At 54.5% G+C, this 18,371-nt stretch carries 19 protein-coding genes and 5 pseudogenes; 15 read left to right on the top strand and 9 right to left on the bottom strand.

Translation table 11 applies throughout. From position 1 onward, the window contains the following. The first annotated feature begins 1,575 nt into the window (after positions 1-1,575). The 3 genes and pseudogenes from ATI45_RS15330 to ATI45_RS22785 form a co-directional block, all read left to right on the top strand. Entirely contained in the window at positions 1,576-1,989 is a 414-nt protein-coding gene (locus ATI45_RS15330; protein ID WP_098420480.1) for a hypothetical protein, read from the top strand. A 530-nt stretch (positions 1,990-2,519) separates the two neighbouring features. Then, positions 2,520-2,756 carry a hypothetical protein gene (locus ATI45_RS15335; RefSeq protein WP_228706058.1) on the top strand — a complete coding sequence of 79 codons (237 nt, stop codon included), beginning with the start codon at positions 2,520-2,522 and terminating at the stop codon, positions 2,754-2,756. A 49-nt stretch (positions 2,757-2,805) separates the two neighbouring features. Next, positions 2,806-2,944: pseudogene (locus tag ATI45_RS22785) on the top strand (IS3 family transposase); the annotation flags it as partial. Positions 2,945-3,315: 371 nt separating this feature from the next. Here ATI45_RS22785 and ATI45_RS15340 read toward each other — a convergent pair. Then, positions 3,316-3,609: a carboxymuconolactone decarboxylase family protein gene (locus tag ATI45_RS15340; RefSeq protein WP_098420482.1), complete on the bottom strand. Its 294-nt coding sequence runs from the start codon at positions 3,607-3,609 to the stop codon at positions 3,316-3,318. Further along, the gene (locus tag ATI45_RS15345; protein WP_098420484.1) at positions 3,606-4,589 is read right to left on the bottom strand and encodes an aldo/keto reductase; all 984 of its coding nucleotides are present in this window, start codon (positions 4,587-4,589) and stop codon (positions 3,606-3,608) included. Before ATI45_RS15345 ends, ATI45_RS15340 begins: the two co-directional genes overlap by 4 nt. Positions 4,590-4,688: 99 nt before the next feature. Between ATI45_RS15345 and ATI45_RS15350 the strand changes: the two genes are divergently transcribed. From ATI45_RS15350 to ATI45_RS22795, 3 genes are all read left to right on the top strand, one after another. Next, positions 4,689-5,585, top strand: coding sequence for a LysR family transcriptional regulator (locus ATI45_RS15350; RefSeq protein ID WP_098420486.1), 897 nt, complete (start codon positions 4,689-4,691; stop codon positions 5,583-5,585). Between the two features lie 5 nt (positions 5,586-5,590). After that, positions 5,591-5,794: a hypothetical protein gene (locus ATI45_RS22790; RefSeq protein WP_228706059.1), complete on the top strand. Its 204-nt coding sequence runs from the start codon at positions 5,591-5,593 to the stop codon at positions 5,792-5,794. 168 nt (positions 5,795-5,962) lie between these two features. Then, positions 5,963-6,226 (top strand): hypothetical protein, encoded by a 264-nt coding sequence (locus ATI45_RS22795; protein WP_228706060.1) that lies wholly within the window; start codon positions 5,963-5,965, stop codon positions 6,224-6,226. Between the two features lie 168 nt (positions 6,227-6,394). Here ATI45_RS22795 and ATI45_RS15360 read toward each other — a convergent pair whose 3' ends face one another. Then, on the bottom strand, positions 6,395-7,024 hold the full coding sequence (locus ATI45_RS15360; protein WP_098420488.1) for a LysE family translocator: 630 nt from the start codon (positions 7,022-7,024) through the stop codon (positions 6,395-6,397). 157 nt (positions 7,025-7,181) lie between these two features. Next, a pseudogene (locus ATI45_RS15365) lies at positions 7,182-7,787 on the bottom strand (LysE family translocator); the annotation flags it as partial. A gap of 204 nt (positions 7,788-7,991) precedes the next feature. On the opposite strand from ATI45_RS15365, the pseudogene ATI45_RS15370 reads away from it, so the two are divergent. The 4 genes and pseudogenes from ATI45_RS15370 to ATI45_RS22805 form a co-directional block, all read left to right on the top strand. Next, positions 7,992-8,597 (top strand): annotated as a pseudogene (locus tag ATI45_RS15370) (aminotransferase class I/II-fold pyridoxal phosphate-dependent enzyme); the annotation flags it as partial. 186 nt (positions 8,598-8,783) lie between these two features. Beyond that, positions 8,784-8,918: pseudogene (locus tag ATI45_RS15380) on the top strand (helix-turn-helix domain-containing protein); the annotation flags it as partial. Between the two features lie 25 nt (positions 8,919-8,943). Then, a complete protein-coding gene (locus ATI45_RS22800; protein WP_228736072.1) occupies positions 8,944-9,132 on the top strand; it encodes a hypothetical protein in 189 nt (62 codons plus the stop codon). Further along, positions 9,108-9,254 carry a PLP-dependent transferase gene (locus tag ATI45_RS22805; RefSeq protein ID WP_228736059.1) on the top strand — a complete coding sequence of 49 codons (147 nt, stop codon included), beginning with the start codon at positions 9,108-9,110 and terminating at the stop codon, positions 9,252-9,254. Before ATI45_RS22800 ends, ATI45_RS22805 begins: the two co-directional genes overlap by 25 nt. A gap of 123 nt (positions 9,255-9,377) precedes the next feature. Here ATI45_RS22805 and ATI45_RS15390 read toward each other — a convergent pair whose 3' ends face one another. Further along, the gene (locus ATI45_RS15390; RefSeq protein ID WP_098420489.1) at positions 9,378-9,929 is read right to left on the bottom strand and encodes a DUF2231 domain-containing protein; all 552 of its coding nucleotides are present in this window, start codon (positions 9,927-9,929) and stop codon (positions 9,378-9,380) included. After that, positions 9,926-11,326, bottom strand: coding sequence for an ethylbenzene dehydrogenase-related protein (locus ATI45_RS15395; RefSeq protein ID WP_098420491.1), 1,401 nt, complete (start codon positions 11,324-11,326; stop codon positions 9,926-9,928). Before ATI45_RS15395 ends, ATI45_RS15390 begins: the two co-directional genes overlap by 4 nt. 240 nt (positions 11,327-11,566) lie before the next feature. On the opposite strand from ATI45_RS15395, the gene ATI45_RS21970 reads away from it, so the two are divergent. After that, positions 11,567-12,136, top strand: coding sequence for a hypothetical protein (locus ATI45_RS21970; protein WP_143751169.1), 570 nt, complete (start codon positions 11,567-11,569; stop codon positions 12,134-12,136). Here ATI45_RS21970 and ATI45_RS15405 read toward each other — a convergent pair. Both ATI45_RS15405 and ATI45_RS15410 read right to left on the bottom strand, forming a co-directional pair. Next, positions 12,069-12,329: a DUF2442 domain-containing protein gene (locus tag ATI45_RS15405; RefSeq protein WP_323807654.1), complete on the bottom strand. Its 261-nt coding sequence runs from the start codon at positions 12,327-12,329 to the stop codon at positions 12,069-12,071. The two genes, ATI45_RS21970 and ATI45_RS15405, sit on opposite strands and share 68 nt — an antisense overlap. Positions 12,330-12,423: 94 nt before the next feature. Further along, on the bottom strand, positions 12,424-12,906 hold the full coding sequence (locus tag ATI45_RS15410) for an RloB family protein (RefSeq protein WP_098420497.1): 483 nt from the start codon (positions 12,904-12,906) through the stop codon (positions 12,424-12,426). Between the two features lie 49 nt (positions 12,907-12,955). On the opposite strand from ATI45_RS15410, the pseudogene istA reads away from it, so the two are divergent. Continuing rightward, a pseudogene (istA, locus tag ATI45_RS15415) lies at positions 12,956-14,371 on the top strand (IS21 family transposase); the annotation flags it as partial. A gap of 11 nt (positions 14,372-14,382) precedes the next feature. Further along, positions 14,383-15,138 carry an IS21-like element helper ATPase IstB gene (istB, locus tag ATI45_RS15420; RefSeq protein WP_098418110.1) on the top strand — a complete coding sequence of 252 codons (756 nt, stop codon included), beginning with the start codon at positions 14,383-14,385 and terminating at the stop codon, positions 15,136-15,138. Positions 15,139-15,204: 66 nt separating this feature from the next. Here the strand turns inward: istB and ATI45_RS15425 are convergent, their stop codons facing one another. Then, on the bottom strand, positions 15,205-16,104 hold the full coding sequence (locus ATI45_RS15425; RefSeq protein ID WP_098420499.1) for a LysR family transcriptional regulator: 900 nt from the start codon (positions 16,102-16,104) through the stop codon (positions 15,205-15,207). Positions 16,105-16,383: 279 nt separating this feature from the next. On the opposite strand from ATI45_RS15425, the gene ATI45_RS23345 reads away from it, so the two are divergent. Beyond that, the gene (locus ATI45_RS23345; protein WP_416376678.1) at positions 16,384-16,623 is read left to right on the top strand and encodes a Rieske 2Fe-2S domain-containing protein; all 240 of its coding nucleotides are present in this window, start codon (positions 16,384-16,386) and stop codon (positions 16,621-16,623) included. A 203-nt stretch (positions 16,624-16,826) separates the two neighbouring features. After that, a complete protein-coding gene (locus ATI45_RS15435) occupies positions 16,827-18,104 on the top strand; it encodes an MFS transporter (RefSeq protein ID WP_098420503.1) in 1,278 nt (425 codons plus the stop codon). Positions 18,105-18,371: the final 267 nt, after the last annotated feature.

An 18,371-nucleotide genomic window follows, 5' to 3' on the forward strand; every position in this document is an offset into this window, starting at 1 on the left:
TGGTTCCGGCTCAAAACGGACCAGGGCCATATTGTTCGCGTGAGGCAGTTAGAGTTGGCGAGATGCCTTTTCCTTCACAATTTCCACCTCGCCAGAACTGCCTTTCGACCTGATGGTTTGGCTGGCCTAGCTCAGGTTTCAAAAGGTGATGATGCGACAACTATCAAGTTCACAGCAATGGCGGACTATCCGCAATCCAATCTGAAGTCCAAAGCTACACTAGCGCATCTCTCATGGTTGATTTTGGATCAGAATGCTCGGCAAAGCTTCGGATCAGTCTTGGACTCATGGATGGAGTCGAGCAGCGAACCGTGGAACTTTCGTTTTGATCCGCCAACAATGGAAGGTTGGCATATTGCTGGGTCCGGCTATTACGGGGCAAGAGATGCCGGTCAGATATTTACAATCGATGAAGTCACGCGCTTTCATAATCCGGTTTTTTCTCACTCAAAACCGATCGTTATTGATCATCCCAGTTTCAACGAACTCTTGGCTAAAGATCATGCAGACTGCACGAGGCCGTTGATGCAGCGTACTGATGATGATCCGCTTATGGAGCTCAGCCTAGAGCCATTGCTTGGCAAAAGGTTGGACCAGATATCAGATCAAGGATTTAGGTTCTCGTTTGATGACAAGCTAAAAGTGAGGGTGCAGGTAAACGGTAAGCGTTACGGGGTAAAACCTAGCGTAGATTTTGACTCGGTACCGGCCTCAGAAACCAGCAGCCCTGGCCATGCTACGGAGCGAGGAACGGGGCGGGAGCTTGATTATGGTATTAATCGGATTGGCGATGAAACGGAGCTAATTTCCGAGGAGCTCATCGAAGCCGAGCCCACACATAGATTCAAGATTTTCGAGGACGTAGTGCAGCAACTCGGAGGACGGCCCGAGTTCAGCTTTAAAAAGAAGGCGTGCTTTGAGCTACCTTGGCCAAAAGGTAACAATTTGGTCGCCACCAAAACAATGTCGGGAAGACCAGTGCAAACTTACGTTGCATTGCTGAGGTATCAGTCTGTTTCAGTAATTGTCTTTGAGGTAGATACGGAGAGTTTGCGAAAAGTGCATACGCTCAGTAATTTGGTGGTGGTTTTTTCAGAGCATGCTAACGAGGGAATCAAGTTAGTGCTTCAGCGTTGCTCAACTATGGGTTTGTACTGGGATCTCGACTACATAAGGAGTTTAAATGCAGCCCCGAAAACCTGTGTTCACCCTCACCGTATGACAAAAAGAGGTGGGAAATCAGTAGCGGTGAGCCCAGAAACATACCAGGACAGGTGGGTTAATATACTAGAGCGCAATATCAAGGCGCTGGTGCGCGACATAGAGCGCTCCTGAAAACAATGCCGAGCTTTTCTCCCAAGGCTGACGCCACCAAGAATACTTGCATCGACTTGCCTTAATCGGCATTTTTTCTTAGTCTTACAGGAAGGCGACGGTGGTAGCCTGCACCCCCGCTCTGTATAGAGCAAAATCCGCATGGATCCCACTATATTTTAAAACGACTTTTATCTTAAAAGACGCTGCAAAGTTTTTGCGGGAGGAAGCGTCGTGGCGTCATTTAGATAGGAGTCGGTTATGAAATATGAATTTCTTTTCTCGCCATGTGCGCGGCCAATCAAATCTTTAAAAGGTAAGGCGCGGGAGCTTCGGAAAAAACATCCGGAACTTGGTCAAATAGAGGCGCTGGATAAAGTTGCGAACGAGATCGGATATCGCTCTTGGGCGGACATGCAAGGGCGTTGCTCTTTACCTGCTGATCAATTTTTTCAAACTATGTTTTCGCTGCGCCATGCGGAAGAGTTTCAGGAGCTGTATGGCGACTATCTGAGCAAGATGGGCCTGCTCGACTCTAAGGATGCAATTCGCCAGCACATGGTGGACTTTTTAGGCGAAACGAAAGGAATCTGGCCCTCTGTTTCCGGGACTGAGACTTGGGTGATCAGTGTACAGGGTAGCTCTATGTCTCGGTTTTTGAGATGGCAAAGCTGATTGCTTCGCTCATCCATGAATCCTTTCTGGTACCACTGTGGTACGAAGTGGTTGTCCCTTGTCTTATTCATCAAATTACGCGCCTATCAGAATACAAAAAACGTTGTTCAGAACGCCTAATCAAGTTGAATTAGGTGCGGTTAAAAATGGGGGGGGTTACCGCCGCCATTACGTTCATTTGGATCAGCATAGCTAACTTGGCAGGTTGCCTCTATTCCGATTGGATCCCCTCGCCTAGTGACCGAAGTTGAGGAAGGAAAAGGTAAGGGATTTTTTATCAAACTTTAATGGCAAAAGTCGAGTTGAAGTGTCCCGTGACCGGGTCTAAAAATATCAAACTTTAGTATCTTTTGAAACCGAAAATGCGGGAAAACGACGTCGATTCTTATCAAACTTTATTGTCCGGTGACAAGTTTGTGGGATCATAATAAAGTTGGTAACAACTTAAAAGAGTTGGTAACTTTGTAATAAAGTTGGTAACTCACGAACGTTGTGGCAAAGTCAGGTCATTCTTTCTAGGAATCTAGGGAATGACCGATTACAAGCTCGAAAAACGTGTCCAGAAGTGGATCAAAGAAGGAAGCGGCAGCGGGAACGGCAAGGACTACCACCCCTGGCTCACTGTCAGAGATCTATCTTCCCGAGGCCGTTCACATCGGGTGATGGGCCATCTTACGCAACGGACTCATCACCTTCTCTCCGACATGGAATTGGCGGCCTTTCTTTTGCTGGAGTGGAATCCGGCCGTCACTGAAGTGGTTGAATAGATGTGACCAACCCAGTTAAGGAATAGCACCGTGAAACTGGAAAACATACATGACCACAAGAAAGCAGTATTCAAAAGGATACAAGCTGGACGCAATCAGCCTTGTGCTGGGGCAGTCTGCAGATCAGTGCAAACATGCTGGGGCGCTGGATTAAAGAGCATGAATCGATAGGTGGACAGACTCTCAGAAGAAAACCGGGACAGATTTAGTTTTACTATTGATTTCGGCAGCAAGTCGGCCCCCCCCTTTGCTTTTGGTGGCTGGCGTAGCGATGGCCGTCCATGGCCTGCGAATTTTGGGAACCAAGCCCCACGACGCCACTTCGGATTCACAGTTATCGCTGAAAACACGTCCTATCACGTGACCAATGCACTATCACTTCCCGTTCTGCTCGTGTGTAATCTCGAACTGATCCAGTACACGAACACGCGAAAGATTAGCCGACCATCTAGTGTCGTGGTAACGATCGTCTGACGGACAAAAGCCTGCATCGTGAAGAGAAGTTCTGATCGGCGTAGCAGTCGGTGTTGTGGACGGCTGACTGACCACAGGTCAGCGGTTATGCACGCACGCTACGCAATCCGATATTCAGCGCAGCGCGCATATGAAAATCGAGCTGCCCCGGCGCGTTGCCCATGGCTGCCAGCATTGCGACGGTGAGCATCTCGCGGGTGCGCAAGTCGATGCTAGGGCGTGCGATTACATCCGCGAAAGAGAAGCCCAGCACCACCTCGGCAAAATCGTCTGACAAAGCATCCAGGCTAGCTGTCACCTTGGTGGGAGCATCGGCTTCCAGTGTTTTCAGCAGTGAGAGAGCACAGGTAAGCCGATTGGATCTGGTTACGCCGCTCATGCATCCAGCCCCTTCATGCCTTCATCGGTATAGCGCCCACCGGCCACATTCAGTTCCGATACCCCGGCTTCCAGTGCTGTAATCTCATCTGGTGACAGCACTACATCGACGGCCGCAACGTTTTCTTCGAGGTATTTCAGTCGTTTGGTACCGGGAATCGGCACGATATGGTCGCCCTTCGACAATAGCCAGGCGAGTGCAATCTGCGCTGACGTGCAGTCTTTGGTTAACGCCAGCGAGCGCACGACATCGACAATGCGGCGGTTAGCGTCGATGTTTTCCGCCGAAAAACGCGGCAGGTTTGCGCGGAAGTCGCCGTCGGCGAAATCACTCTGACCATCGAATGTGCCGGTAAGAAATCCCCTGCCAAGGGGCGAATAAGGCACGAACCCAATACCGAGTTCACGGCAGGTGGGCAGAACGTCCGACTCTACATCCCGGGACCAGAGCGAGTATTCGGTCTGCACCGCAGCGATCGGATGAACGGCGTGGGCGCGGCGCAGCGTGGCCGCGCTAACCTCGCTTAGGCCAATATGGCCGATCTTGCCGGCGCGGACTAGACTGGAAAGCGCCTCCATAACGTCTTCAATGGGGCGGCTTCGGTCGATTCGGTGAACGTAGTAAAGATCAATCCGCTCGACCTCGAGACGGCGCAGTGAAGCCTCGCAGGCTGCCCTGGCATACTCAGCGCTGTTGTCAATTGTGCGGGCATACTCACCGGGCTTGCGTACGATTCCGAACTTTGTGGCGATTTCGACTTGCGGCTTCCGTTCTCGCAAAAAGCGTCCTAACAATTCTTCATTATGATGCGGGCCGTACATGTCGGCGGTGTCGAAAAAGGTCACGCCTAGATCGGCGGCGCGGTGCAGCACCTGCATCGATTGCGCGTCGTCCCGTGGGCCGTAAAATTCACTCATGCCCATACAGCCAAGGCCGAGGGCAGAAACGTTTAAATCGGGGGTGAGAGATCTACGTTGCATGATGATGCTCCTTTGTTGGATTCCGCGTCATCATGGATTTCCAATATCGGTTAATCTACAGTCTATATTGGAAATATAATTTTCATTTTTGGAAAGTCTATGACCGAACGACTCAACTGGGATGATGCACCTGCGTTTCTTGCGGTCGCACGCACAGGAACCCTGACGTTTGCCGCTAAGTCGCTCGGCACCGGAATCGCGACTGTTTCGCGGCGAATCGCGCGGTTGGAAAGCCGTCTTGGCGTGCCGCTCTTTGTACGGCATCAGTCTGGCTATCGCCTGACTGATCAGGGCGCGACACTGCTGCCCAGAGCCGAAGCTCTGGAGCAGGCCATGGGAGCATTTCGCGCCCAGGCGACGACGGAAGCGGAGGCCATTGGGCATGTTCGGTTAGCGACGGCTGAGAATCTCGTCAATTCGATCATTATCCCGGGCCTTGCCCCACTGCTTGCGCGACATCCCGGTCTAAGCATCGAGATTTTGACTGACGTGAGCACGATCAACCTGCACGGCCGCGACGCGGATCTGGCGTTGCGCATGGTGCGCCCTGAGCGCGGCAACGTCAGCGTTCGCCGTGTTGGTACCTTAGGTTTTGGTCTTTACGGATCGCCGGAATATCTGGCTGCGCGCGACACAGGGCCTGATGCGGGCCGTTTCGATGGTGATCGCTTTATTGGGTGGTCGGAACGTCAGGGTGGCCTGCCCGCAGCTCAATGGATTGAACGCACCTTACGTGGCCAGATGCCTGTGGTTACTACCACAACATTGTCCGCGCAGCTAAGCTCCGCGACCGCCGGATTGGGTCTGGCAATTTTGCCACATTTTCTGGCGCGAGAGGCGGGTTTGCGGGAAATGCCGCTTGAGTTGGGGTTGGATCAGCCAATCTGGCTGGCGCTGCACAGCGATTTATCCGCTTCGTTGCGCATTAGAATCGTGGCCGATCATCTTGCGGAAATTGTCGAGCGTAATCGTGAGCGACTGGCGGGGGTCAGATAGGCGACTTGAATGACCTGCTGGATGTTACGAGTGCTTATGATACGGTGTTTGGTTTGGAGGATTGGGTTGAGCTCAACACTGTGCAGGAGACGATTTCGATGGGGTGCTTCCGGATTGACGAAAGTGGCTATACGGGATTTGGCCTTCTGAATCCCGAGCAACGCTTCCAGGGAGCAACGGCGGTTGCTATTACGGACGAGGACGTTTAATCAAGGAGTATTTTCCAAAGCTGCAGGCGTCAGAGCTTAAGTACCGAGCACTCGCACGGCGGCCAGGAAACCATTCCCTATTGCTTGGCCTGCAGCGCGAAATCTTGGCGAACTAAAAATGTCCTAAGAGCGATCGCAACGTCTGGTGTCACCACGGATGCAGCGTTTGTGGTGCTGCAATCGTTGATTATTCGCATGGAGGAGATGGTTGCGGGGCCTTATTGTGTGGAGCACGATCAGTCCAAGAACCTGCTTACCTATAATGATTTGTTGCAGCGCTATATCAACCACGAACAAAGCATCGAGTGCCGACAACGCTGGAAGCTTGGCCAGTCACCTGTTTATAACTTGATCAATACCATGGAAAGCAATGGCATCGTAGTTACTCGTGGCAGCTCGGGTTTCGCTAAAATGGATGGAGTATCACGCTAGTCACAGGTGGATGCCCGTCCTTACACCTTTCTTTGTATGGATAAAGCCAATGGCTTTAGAGCGCGATTTGATTCCGCACACAGGGCACGCTGCACGCACTACCGAGATTACGCGGAAAGAAAGTGAGTTATAGTTTCTCGTTTTATGGATGAAATTTTTACCGGTGCCTCAGAACAACGAGCTGAGAAAACCGATGGCCACCATCGAATAAAAGGCAGCGCAAATCAGCCCGAATGATTTACGGGTACGGGTGAAAAACCGTTCCGCCGAATGCGCGGAGAAGGCCAGTGCGTAAGTGCAGAAAACCACGCCCCCCAAAACCGCACAGCTCGCCACCAGGACAAAACTGGCCCAGATCGGCGCGCTAGCACTCAGCCCGACAGTGGTCACAGTGAACCAGGTCAAGGTTGCCTTGGGATTGGTCAAATGAATGCCCAGCCCTTGCAAATAGAAGCCCAGGTTGCGCGTCTGTTTTTCTTTTGCGCTCGGCACGATCACGGCCCTGTGCGCCAGCGCACCGCGGATCGACTTCCAGGCCAGGAAGAACAAATAGCAGGCGCCCAATATCTTCAACCACACCAGCACCTGCGTGTTGGACATCAACAGCGCCGAGACGCCGGCAGCCGTCATTGCACCCCAGCATAACGATCCGGAAATGACCCCGGCGGCCAACGCCAGGCCCGGTGTGCGCCCGTAATTGAGCGAGGTATTGGCAATCGCCAAGTTGCCTGGCCCCGGGCTGGCGGTGCCGATCACGTAAACTCCTAGTGCCGCAGCGAAACTCGAAAACTCAAACATAGAACCCTTTCATATCCATCGCGTCGCCGCGATAGGAAATGATCCAGTCGCCTTCCCAGTTATCCAAGTGATAGGGGTAAGGATCGCCCGGGTCCCAGCAGAACACCTCCAGGTTGGAGAACACCGTCTTTGACCAGAGCGGCAGCACCGTCGTGATAAAAGGCAGGCCTCTTAGAACCGGAATCAACGATATCACCAGCACCAGGCTCATGGTGATATTGAACGCCTTTAAACACTGCGGCCGAGTCAGGAAACGTCGCAAATACTGTCCAAAAAATACCCAAATCAACGAACAGGGTGAACCAAACAAAAAGAACAGCAGAGCAATCAGTAGGACCTGCACGCTGAAGGGCCCCGAGGGCGAGGTGAAGGCCAGTACCGCGCCCACGGCCATCACCCAGGCTTTCGGGTTGACCCACTGAAACAACGCCGCAGCGGTGAACCCCAAGGGTTTGCCCGACTGATCATCCATGTCCACCACGGGGGCGCTGGCTATCCGGTAGGCCAAATACAGCAGGTACACCGCGCCTATCACTTGCAGTCCGTCCTGCAGCCACGGGTATTGTCGGAAAATTGCCCCCGCGCCCAGCCCGACTGCCACCAACATTAGCGGAAAACCGATGTTGATCCCTGCCAGATGCCGCAGCGTGCGGCCCATCCCGAAATTCGCCCCCGATGACATCAACATCACGTTGTTAGGCCCTGGCGTGACGCATGTGGCGATCACGAACAAAATGATCGAGTAGTAATCGAGGTTCTGCATTGTCACGCTCCATCGATCAGCGTCAGCGGCGCCAGGAACTTGCGGATCTTTATAGGGCATATCATCCCAAGGCACCGAGGTGTATTACAGATACAGAAGTGATGAATTTTTTAAATACAGACGGCCTTTTTTTCGTATAAAAATTTCAAAAACCCCCCTATCTGTCGCTTTTCAAGCAACAAACGAAAAGCTACAGTCAGAAACATGACTCTTTATCTGAACCTCGCCGAATTCATCAGCAGCCGCATAGAGCAGGGCCTGTACGGGCCTGGCGAGCGCCTACCCTCTGTACGCGCCCTCAGCCATGAGCACGGTGTCAGCCTGACAACCGTGCAACAGGCCTACCGTGTATTGGAATGTTCCGGGCTGGCGATACCGCGCGCCAGGTCGGGTTACTTCGTTCCCGCCGACAGGCGAGTGGCGCCCTTACCGCAAATGGACCGTCCGATCTTGCGGCCGGTGAACATTTCCCAATGGGACATGGTTCGGGAGCTGATGCGCTTCGATCAGAGTGCCAGTATTGTTCAGCTGGGTTGCGGCATGCCGGATATAACCGCGCCTACCCTCAAGCCGCTGCTGACTACAATGGCCCGTATCAGCCGGCGCAGTGACAGCGTAAGCCTGCAGTACAACCACATCCAAGGCGTTTTGGCACTGCGTGAACAAATCGCTCGGCTGTCCATTGATTCGGGCTGCAGCCTGACCCCGGCCGACATAATCGTCACCAGCGGTTGCCAGGAGGCTCTTTCTACCGCCATACGCGCGGTTTGCGTGCCCGGCGACATCGTTGCCATTGCCTCGCCGAGCTACCTGCGTATTCCAGACCAAGGTTGCCACTGATTCCAGACGAAGCCTGCCACCCATTCCACGCGAAAGCTGCCATTGATTCCACGGCAACGCTGCCACCCCGGCAGGCTGTCTGACTCACCCCATCGAAACCGTCCGGCGCGGGATAACTTAACGGTACTCTGAGTCTTTTCATCCGGAGAAGACCAGATGCCTGCGAAGAGGTTATCCATGCGTAAGATCAAAGAAGTCCTCCGCCTCAAATGGGAGCGAGGGCTGAGCAACCGACAGATTGCAGCGGCCTGCGGCGTCAGCCGCCCCACGGTCAGCGAGTATCTTCGGCAACAGCGACTTAACCGCCGGCGCCTTCATGTCCAGCGCAGAACTCGCTAAACAACAAATGCACGGCTTCGGCGGCATGCTCAGCATTGATGTAGTCGGCGGCGGCAAAGCCGCAGAATGTGTCGAAGACCACCTGCAAGTCTTCCTGCTAGCCGCAGCCTGGGCGGCGTCGAAAGCCTCGTCAGCCAGCCAATCGCCACCAGCCACTACCGCCTGACACCCGAAGGCCGGGCACAAAGGGGAATCAGCGATGGCTTACTGCGATTGTCAGTGGGGCTTGAGGATGCGGGGGATTTGATTGCGGATCTGGAGCAGGCGCTGGATAGTTTAGCGGACTAGCTGAGGCACTCCCGGGGACGGATTTCAAATCCGTCCCCTCTAGATTTTCCTGGGGGACAGATTTCAAATCTGTCCCCTTATCGCTACAAGCGCCTGTTCACGCTTCGAGTGCTTCGAGTTGGATCAGAGGGCTGCCCGTCGCCCCTTGAGGCCCAAAACGGCACAGACGATTCCGATGAGCACCATCACGGCGATTACCCAGGTCGGCACGAAGAAGGTGTGGTATACGTCCCAGCCGAACAGTTTCAGCAGTTCGGAGAACTGGGTCGTTGCCCCCACCAAGTGGCCACCGATGGTGCCGGTCGTGGCCAAGATTGAGATGCCGATCAACGCCAGCAGCAGCAGTACCCAGCGCCTGGCGCCGTCAAAGGCCGCGCTGCCCGCCCGCCAGACGAGCACGGTCAACATGGTGAAGACACCCAGTGACCAGAGCGCCGTGAGAATGTGGTTGCGAGCCAAGGGGCTGGAGGTGCTGGCTTCGATGGGCCAGACCAGGAGGCCGCTGGCGATGGCAACCAGGGCGGCCAACAGGCTCAGTACCAGCACCGGCAACAGGGCAGCGCGGCTGAGTTCGGCCATCCGGCCGGGCAGCAGGGCGCCGATCAGGATCATCAGAGTGGCGAGTGCCCAGAAGCCCAGGGGGAAGTGAACAAGCATATGGTGCAAGCCGCTCATGATGGTTCTCCTTTGCGGTTGTTGGAGGTGTTGCGGAAGGCTGGGAGCAACGCGACCACCACGCCGAACATGGCGATCAGTCCGGCGATCAGGGTCAGGATCCACTGGCGGATGATGGCGTCGTTAAACTCCATCTCTACGCCGTAGATCGCCAGCTGACGTTCGCTGTGCCGGGCGCGAACCGGGGTACCCTCGGCGATGTCAGGTGCGCCCGCGTGGGCGCGGCTGACCAACAATGGCCAGTTTACCTGCCCGGGGTAGAAAAGGGTCACCTCCTTCCAGTCATCCGCCCAGTCTGGCGTCCTGCCCTGGAACGGAATAGCCGTAAGATCGGCATCACGCCCCAGGCCCAGCGAGACTGGCAGAGAGACGAGGTGCCAGCGTCCCCCGGTAGCGTTGCGGTGTACCGCGAAGGCTGCCGTATAGAGCCCTTGGTCGTGCAGGATCTTGTCGTCCAGTGGATTGCCGGTATCCAGGCGGCGGGAGAGGGTTACGTCCCAGTAGCCATCGTTCCAGCGCCCCTCACCTAGCACGGTGATGTCGCCCCGGGAGCCTTCCGGCTGTCGAACGAGCCGGCGGGGGATGACATCGCCGTTCTGCCAGTCGTGGCTGGGATCGAAGTCGATCGCGGTGTCCTCCGCCAGGAAGTAGGGGCTGTCGAAGTCTACTCGGCCGGCCTCGATGTCCTCCCAGCGCAGGGCGGCCTGGCCCGCTTCTTCTGGGTCGAGCATCCACAGCGGTTGGCCGGCATCGCCATCCCAGTTGGTCGTGTAGGGGCTGCGTCCCGCGTCACCGGAGCGTTCCGCGCCGACCCACTGGTCATCGGAAAGGTTCAGCGGGTTGGAGCGATGGCCGCGCCAGTGCCAGAGGTCGAGAAAGTAGCCGGCTTCGCGCTGGGCCTGGAGAGTCTCCGGCGCCTGGCGGCTGGCCCAGTCACCAAGGTCGATGCGAGTGCCGGGCATCGACTTGGTAACCTCTTCCGGGGCCTCGTCAGTGAAGCCAGCGGCCCCAGCCCCGATGGTCATGTAGCCACCGTAGCGGGCGAAGTCTGGCACACTGCCGTCATCGAGCATCATCGCGACGCGATCTTCGTGGAGGCCGTCCGGGTTGGAGCCGGGCACTGCGCTGCCTTTTTTCACCCAGTCGCCATCCTCGTAGACCAGCACGTCATGGAGGATATGCGGGCGTTCGGCGGGCCAGCGATAGCGGAAGAAGATCCGCTCGTCGTTGTACGCGGCCTGAACCTGCAACGGCATGGTCAGCTCATCGGGGATTGCGATATTGCGCTCCGGGTCGTCCTCAATCACCCCGCTACCCTGGGTGACCCAGGCGAGCCCGAGCGCTATGGGTAGCCCTAGTGCCAGCCAAGGGATGCCAGTCTTGTCTTGATGTGCCATATGTGTTCCTGGATCAGAGGGTGTGGCGAACTTTCAGTGTAGCCTCAAACCGGCGGAATAATATGACATAGGTCATGTCGGGACCTGAATCCCGACTGCTGGAGCGAGCGGCCTAGCGTGTAGTGGTGAACTAAATTTGGTCGCCGCAGTCGTCATTATCTCCGCAGGATGGAGTAGGATTAAATCCTATCTTATGGTGGAGACCCGTCATGCGTCGCACAAACGGACCTGGAGTTCTCTATGAAGACTGGCCAAAAACGTGACCACTCCCCCTCGGCCCCTGTTTTTAGCGACCTTCAGGGTGCCCGGCGTTCTCAGGGTTACGGCAAAATACTGCTGATAGAGAGCGACCAATACACCCTGTTTGAAGAAACCACCATCAGTTGCCAGAAGCTTTGTACGGGCGCCATCGCAGAGCTCATTCATTATTACGAAGATCTGGTAGTGGAGTGGGGGCGCCTCAATGACGCCGTCGGTTACCTGAATATCCGGGCCATGGCGGGACAAAGCTGCAAGACGGGTAGGCCCGCGGCCGACCTGAGCGTTGTTGACAGCGTGATGCAGAAGGTGCTGGCCGATATTGGCGAGCCCACCCAAGGAATCCTTTCCGACACCCTTGAACGCCACCTGCCAAATGGCTGGCACCTGACGTTATCCAACGAAATCTACCGGGCCTACGATGGCCAGCTGTACGAAGATGTCAGTATCCCGGTCGCGCTCACATCTGCCCCCTCTCGCACTACTAAGCAGCTCTTTTCCTGTTGCGCCGGGTTTGGTCGCCGAAGCCTGCTAAGAGCCCCATTACGCTGATATCCTCATCCAGCGCGCCCCAATGAATGCCATGTACACTCAATTCAAAACCTTGCCGGCTCACTGGGTCCGCGTGCAGAAGGCTTGGAAACCATGCCAAAGGTGCACCGATAGTTCGCACATCCGACAGCATTACCCAAAGGTTGTCTTCATCAAACCAGACTTTTTCAGGCGAAATAGTCATGCCATGCATCCTTGTTGCCGGTTGCCAAGGACAGACTTTAAGTCTGTCCTTGGCTTAAAAGACGGGGGCAGATTAAAAATCTGTTCCGGTTTTATCCAATTTGTTAGCCAGCCACTCCATTAATTGCCTCCAGCACCTCGTAAACATTTGTATACGGGTTCAACCGGTAAGGCAGTTCGACGTCAGATGCAGGACAACCTGCCTGCGCTTGCTTATTAATACGTCGAGCTCGTCTTTTCGCATTTTCAATCCGGTCTCTAGTTATCAACTCCTCCGCCACTTGGGCTTCGCCCTTTTGATAGTTACTAAACCCGATTTCTCGAAAAGCAGATTTGAATGCCACCGTACCAGTCAAATCATCACAACTATTTGCAGGCTGGCTGGTTTCCGTAAGATGAAGCAGTAGCCAATACTCAAAACAAACATTGGAAAGTGCAACATTTACACCATTTTTTTTGACCTTCAACCAAGCTTGTCCGTGATTATCATCGGAGTATTTGGCCGGTGACTCACGGTCGTACATTACCCACACCTGATCTTTCTTAAAATCCAGTGACTTCGAAAACGTAACAGCCTCATTTACCAACTGTTTTGGCGTATTCTTAACGGTATCCTGTAGGGTTACCGGCTTTTCTGTTCGGCGTTTGGCCGAGGCCGGTCTGAACTGGCCACTGCCGGAGGATCTGGGTGAGGCTCACTTGGAGCAGCTGTTGTTCCCGCCCCCTCCAGACCTGCCGGCCGAGGTTCGAGGCCTACCGGACTGGAAGCAGATTCACGATGAACTGAAGGGTAAATACGTCACTCTGTTCCTGCTCTGGCAGGAGTACCGGCAGGCAAACCCAGAGGGGTATCAGTACAGCTGGTTCTGTGAGCACTACCGGGCCTGGCAGGGCAAGCTGGACCTGGTGATGCGCCAGGACCATCGAGCGGGTGAGAAGCTGTTTGTGGACTACGCCGGCCAGACCGTGCCCGTCATTGACCGCACCACCGGAGAGATCCACGAGGCGCAGATCTTTGTGGCGGTTATGGGCGCTTCCAATTACACCTACGCCGAAGCCACCTGGAGCCAGAAGTTGCCAGACTGGATTGGCTCTCACATCCGAGTCTTTCAGTATCTGAATGGAGTTCCCGAATTAGTGGTGCCCGACAACCTCCGGTCCGGTGTCACCAAAGCTCACCGCTACGAACCAGACCTCAACCCAACCTACCAGGACATGGCCGCCCATTACGGCGTGGCCGTTGTCCCTACACGGGTCCGAAAGCCACGTGATAAAGCCAAGGTGGAAGGCGGTGTGCTGATCGTCGAACGCTGGATCCTGGCGGCGCTGCGCCACCGTCAGCACTTCTCGCTCGGGCAGCTCAATGCAACCCTCCGTGAGCTGCTGGAGAAGCTCAATCGCCGCCCCTTCCGAAAGTTGCCCGGCTGCCGGCGTGACCACTTCGAACAACTGGACAAGCCCGTTTTACAGCCGCTACCGGCAGAGCCGTATGTCTACGCAGAGTGGAAGAAGGCACGGGTGAACATCGACTACCACATAGCCGTTGACGGGCATTACTACTCGGTACCCTACACCCTGATCAAGAAGGAAGTGGAGGTCCGGATCACCCACAACACCATCGAGTGTTTTTACCGGGGCAACCGGATCGCCAGCCACCGCCGCTCTGACCAGAAGGGGCGGCATACCACCATCTCCGCCCATATGCCCGAATCCCATCGGCAGGCGGGTGAGTGGTCACCGGAACGGCTCATCGCCTGGGCGGCTAAGACCGGACCCGCGACGGAAAAGCTCATCCGCACCGCACTGGGTGCCCGCAAACACCCGCAACAGGCTTACCGCTCCTGCCTAGGCATTCTTCGGCTGGGCAAGAGCTACGGCGAGGCACGATTGGAAGCCGCCTGCCAGCGCGCCTTAATGCTGGGTAGCTGCCGCTACAAAAGCATTGAATCCATTCTCAAACACCGCCTGGACCAGAAGCCCCTGGAAGAACAGCAAGAGCTGGCCTTACCGGATACCCACGACAACATCCGCGGCCCAACCTACTACCACTGAGGGAACCTGACATGCTGAAACATCCGACTCTGGACAAACTCCATGCCCTCAAATTGACCGGCATGGCCGCCGCACTGGCTGATCAGTCGGCCACGACTGACATCACGGAACTGAGCTTCGAGGAACGCCTTGGACTGCTGGTCGATCGGGAGATGACCGAACGAGATAACCGACGCCTGACCAGCCGGCTGCGCCGGGCTGGACTGCGACACACCGCCGTTCTCGAAGACCTGGATTACCGGAACTCACGCGGCCTGGATAAGGGATTAATCCAATCCCTGGCAAGCTGCCAATGGGTGAAGGAACACCTGAATGTGCTCATCACCGGTCCCACCGGTGTTGGCAAAACCTGGCTGGCCTGTGCCTTGGCGCACAAAGCCTGCCGGGAGGGCTACACCGCCCAGTACGTTCGCCTGACCCGGCTGCTACGAGAACTGACCATCGCTAAAGGAGATGGCCAGTACCCCAAACTGCTAGCAAATCTCGCCAAAGTCGATGTACTGATCCTGGACGATTGGGGGCTCATGAAACTGAGCGCAGAGAACCGAAGAGACTTGCTGGAAGTGCTGGAAGACCGGTATGGCCGTCGCTCCACCATCGCCACCAGCCAACTCCCTATCGAGGAATGGCATGACGTCATCGGTGACGCCACTCTGGCGGATGCCATTCTGGATCGGCTGGTTCACAACGCCTACAAGATCAATCTCAGGGGTGAATCCATGCGAAAACGACAAGCAAAGTTGACGGGCACCACAGCTTCGGAGTAACAATGAAACCCCCGCGTCGCTACGCTCCGATGGGTGGCAGCCTTGCGCCGGTCCGGGTGGCAGGCTTCAGGTGGAATAGGTGGCAACCTTCAGCGGTTTACGCAAACTCGGGCTGCCCTTGGCTAAGTAGAGCATAACGGCATCGTATAGTTGGCCGCATATGGCGTTACTGTTTTTGTTTGGGCTTGCTAGATTCACGTTCAAAGATGGTAGCCGTGGGAGCCAGTGCTGACTATCAAGAACTTTGAGCGTGGAAGGTATTGTCGATCTGGGCAGAGCAGAAACTACGGCTCCGCTTTCCACCGCCGCCACAAGCCCCCCATAGCTGTAGGTCTCGAACTCAACTCGATACTCACGTCCCGCACCTTTGAGCGCACTGAGCATGATTTCTCTGTCAGGACAGCCGTGCTCAAACAAAGCTACGGGCACCGTACTTTGTTGCCAAGCTAACGATTGTCTGGCACATACCCATTCTAACGGTTCGACCCTGATGGGCTCTGCGTTGATGTCAGAAGGACAATGCTGAGCCAGAGCGATATCGAATTCCCCTTTTTTATAACGCTCCCAGATACCAGTGCTAAAGCTGCAATCCAAAGTTACTTGCACGTTGGGAAACTGGCATTTCCAACGCTCAAGTAATCCTGGTAATAGACAACTTGCATAACAATCGGTGGTGGCGAATCGAATGATTTGTCGGTCAACGGTGTTCTGCGTCAACCACAACTCAGCTTCATCGTTTGCGGTGACAACCTTTTGTGCCCTCAGGTAGAAGGCCATGCCTTTTTCAGTGAGGGTGACGCCATTCGGATTCCGTTGGAGCAACGGCGAGCCAACCTGGCGCTCAAGCTGCTGAACTTGCCAGCTGACAGTAGACTGGGCCAGGAAGAGTCGTTCTCCCGCCCGTGAAAAACCGCCCGTATCTGCAACATATATAAATGTGCGTAGCTGATCCAAACTCCATTTCATTTTGATGCCTCCTATGGCCGGCTCGTCTCAGCTGCTTGATGTGCACATATTGGGGGAGGGCAGAAGCGGCAATCGAATGAATAAAAAGGAACTCTGATTGAGTATCGAATAAGTTGATACCCCCAGACAAGTTTTTTCGTTTCCAACTTACCTGTGTCCCTTTGTACGCTCTGCCCCACTTGCTCTGGAAACAAACACATGGAAGCGACTATGACAGTGATGACGAGTTCACTTGGCAACAGAAGTTTGGGCGGAGTTGCTCACGCAGATCTCTCAAAAATGCTCCCCCCTCAATGTTATACTCAGGGCGAATGGTTTGAACGCGAACTGCATGCTATTCATTTTCCAGCATGGCATTTTGTCTGCTTGTCGTCTTCCATTCCTGATACCGGAAGTTTTGTAACACGTCGGTTCTTGGAACGCAGTGTCATCGTTGTTCGTAGTGAAGACGGCACAATCAGAGCATTTCTGAACACCTGTAGGCATCGGGCAGCTCCTTGTTGGTTACGCGTTCCATGAGGAAACGCTGGCTCGAAGCGATTTCAATGATATTGCTCCGCTCTATTTCGAACGTCTTGATCAGGTGATTCTTGAGGATGATCAGATTTGCGAGTACCAACTGGAAGGATTGAGCAACCAAGTGCAGGGACACTACACACCGGTTGAACCGATTGCTGCTTACTTCTCAGCGCTCGTCGGGTCAAGACTAAGGGAAGCGGGGTATGAATAGCACTCGTACCGTTGCTGGGGCGCCCCTTTTGATTCCGACGAACTGGCTTAAATGGGGAGGCTGGTGCCTGCTCATTACCATCTTCATCAATGGCTTCTTTTTCCGTTTCGCACCCGCGACATTGTCAGGGAGTATGCAGCAAGAGCTCAGTTTGACAGCCACAGCACTTGGTGTTGTGGCATCAATGCACTTCTGGGTATACACACTGATGCAGGTGCCCGCTGGTATTTTTACCGACTCGGTTGGGGTACGAAATGGGGGGCTTATCGGGGGGACTATAACGTCGATAGGTGCTTTTTGTTTTGGTTTTGCCCCAAATCTAGTGGTTTTGCTCGTGGGGTCAGCTCTGATGGGGCTTGGGTTATCTGCAGTTTTCGTCGCCCTGATGACTTACAACGCTACTTGGTTTTCCTCAGATCGCCATTCGCTCGTCATGGGTACAACTATGCTTCTGGCTGCACTGGGGAGTGTGATAGCGCAGAGCCCGACCGCGCATCTACTGAACTGGTTCAGCTGGAGAGATATTGTTCTCTTTTTTGGTGGCCTGACGTTTTTGGCCTCCGCCTGTCTTGTTGTTTTTTGTCAAGATGCCCCTAAGCGAAGACGAGAGCACTCACCGAAAGCCAAGGCAACAGTACATCAACTACTGCAAGGAAATCGGCGCGTACTGCGATCCAGCCAAGTATGGCTGCTTTTTCTTTGTGTAGCTGCCACTAATGGAACGCTCTATGCGTTTCTAGGATTGTGGGCTGCGCCACTCTTAATAGACGGCTTCGGCCTGCAACCTACACAAGCCGCACAGTATGCAACTATTGCACTTATTGTTTACGGTGTGGGCTCTCTATTTGCAGGGTGGGCAGCTGATCGTATTGGAGCGAAGAAGCCGGTAATTGTTGCGGCAGCACTGATATCGGCGACTGTATGGGGCGTAATGGCCTTTGCTGAATGGAGTCCTGGGTGGGGGGCAATGGTTCTGTTTATACTGTTGGGACTCTCAGGAGGACAGGTAAGCGTCATTTTTGCGGCCACCAAGGAGGCGGTAGCCCTGCAGAACGTCGGGTTTGCAACAGCGCTTGTAAATATGGGCGCATTTCTGGCAGCAGCTTTGGTTCAATCGGGCTTTGGCGTCATTTTAGATATCGTGACTGTTGCAGAAAAAGAAACTGGCCCAAGTCTTCAGAGTTATCAATTCGCGTTGATTCTGCCCTTAATCATAAGCGGGCTGGGGGTAATAGCATCTTTGTTTTTGAGAGATCGAACACATACATGAGAGCTTCTTGGTCTTGTTCGATAACCCTTCCTACACCGATGAGCGGCGCAGTATACCGAGCGCTAAGGCAACGGATGGAAAGCTGGGTGCAGTAAAGCCTTTTCAGATTTAAGGCACGAGGTTGTTTTTAATATAGAAAAAGCATGATGAAGCCCCGAAAACTCAAGCTGACTCATAGTTCTAAAGTGAAAATGCGTCTTGTGAAATTGCCGAAAGAGTTGTAGCCCGACCCACTCAGTATGCGTCTGAAAAGGAGATAGACCATGA

It is taken from the genome of Marinobacter sp. LV10MA510-1 (assembly GCF_002563885.1).
GTDB lineage: Bacteria > Pseudomonadota > Gammaproteobacteria > Pseudomonadales > Oleiphilaceae > Marinobacter.

Bases quoted from the DNA above. Each gene is read 5' to 3' on its own strand.
- ATI45_RS15330 (WP_098420480.1), top strand. From the start codon at position 1,576: ATGAAATATGAATTTCTTTTCTCGCCATGTGCGCGGCCAATCAAATCT.
- ATI45_RS15335 (WP_228706058.1), top strand. From the start codon at position 2,520: ATGACCGATTACAAGCTCGAAAAACGTGTCCAGAAGTGGATCAAAGAA.
- ATI45_RS15340 (WP_098420482.1), bottom strand. From the start codon at position 3,609: ATGAGCGGCGTAACCAGATCCAATCGGCTTACCTGTGCTCTCTCACTG.
- ATI45_RS15345 (WP_098420484.1), bottom strand. From the start codon at position 4,589: ATGCAACGTAGATCTCTCACCCCCGATTTAAACGTTTCTGCCCTCGGC.
- ATI45_RS15350 (WP_098420486.1), top strand. From the start codon at position 4,689: ATGACCGAACGACTCAACTGGGATGATGCACCTGCGTTTCTTGCGGTC.
- ATI45_RS15360 (WP_098420488.1), bottom strand. From the start codon at position 7,024: ATGTTTGAGTTTTCGAGTTTCGCTGCGGCACTAGGAGTTTACGTGATC.
- ATI45_RS22800 (WP_228736072.1), top strand. From the start codon at position 8,944: ATGTCCAGCGCAGAACTCGCTAAACAACAAATGCACGGCTTCGGCGGC.
- ATI45_RS15390 (WP_098420489.1), bottom strand. From the start codon at position 9,929: ATGAGCGGCTTGCACCATATGCTTGTTCACTTCCCCCTGGGCTTCTGG.
- ATI45_RS15395 (WP_098420491.1), bottom strand. From the start codon at position 11,326: ATGGCACATCAAGACAAGACTGGCATCCCTTGGCTGGCACTAGGGCTA.
- ATI45_RS21970 (WP_143751169.1), top strand. From the start codon at position 11,567: ATGAAGACTGGCCAAAAACGTGACCACTCCCCCTCGGCCCCTGTTTTT.
- ATI45_RS15405 (WP_323807654.1), bottom strand. From the start codon at position 12,329: ATGCATGGCATGACTATTTCGCCTGAAAAAGTCTGGTTTGATGAAGAC.
- istB (WP_098418110.1), top strand. From the start codon at position 14,383: ATGCTGAAACATCCGACTCTGGACAAACTCCATGCCCTCAAATTGACC.
- ATI45_RS15425 (WP_098420499.1), bottom strand. From the start codon at position 16,104: ATGAAATGGAGTTTGGATCAGCTACGCACATTTATATATGTTGCAGAT.
- ATI45_RS23345 (WP_416376678.1), top strand. From the start codon at position 16,384: ATGCTCCCCCCTCAATGTTATACTCAGGGCGAATGGTTTGAACGCGAA.
- ATI45_RS15435 (WP_098420503.1), top strand. From the start codon at position 16,827: ATGAATAGCACTCGTACCGTTGCTGGGGCGCCCCTTTTGATTCCGACG.